This is a genomic window from Oleiphilus sp. HI0066 (genome assembly GCF_001635725.1).
Map to the genome: position 1 here is coordinate 1 of NZ_LWFH01001306.1, position 629 is coordinate 629.

1 protein-coding gene is annotated in these 629 nt (G+C 48.6%); it reads right to left on the minus strand.

The features are described 5' to 3' along the window. A partial coding sequence (locus A3738_RS19205) for a TetR/AcrR family transcriptional regulator (RefSeq protein WP_068763787.1) occupies nucleotides 1-608 on the minus strand: 608 nt, incomplete at its 3' end. Nucleotides 609-629 lie beyond the last annotated feature (21 nt).

The window sequence follows — 629 nt, forward strand, 5'->3', positions numbered from 1 at the left end:
TGGACTTGTGTCGATGTAGCAGCGAGATAATCGCGAATGCTCATCTTGTCAGGAATACTCAAATGGCCATCGATTAATAGGGTGGCCAGTCCGTGCACCATAGCCCATGCGCCTTGGGCGCGGACACTGTTGCTGACTTTGGTTTGAGGTGCTTTTGAAAATGCATCGACTAACAGAGCATGAGGGCGTTTGCTGCTCTTGGATAGATCTTCTGACATTTCTGGTGCGATTTGCGTTTGGCTAAGCATTAACTTGTAAAGAGCAGGGTTGTTGATTGCGTACTCAATGTATTGCGTACCGTAATCGAGAATCAGCGTTAACGGAGCTTGGCCAACATTGGCTTGCTCCATGCGCGCATGGAGTTGTTCAAAGCCTGATGCTGCGATCGCTTGAAATAACTCAGTCTTGTTTTTGAAGTGTGCGTAAGGGGCCATATGGCTGACACCCACTTCGCTGGCTAAGGATCGCAAAGACAGTGCTTCTGCCCCTCGCGTCGTCAGCAGATCTAAAGCGGCGTTGACGAGCGCAGTTTTAAGGTCGCCATGATGATAATTTTTCTCGCTGGCTTTGGGATTGCTTGAGTTGCTATGTGGAACTTCGTTACTCACGTGCTGTCTTTATGATTCGTT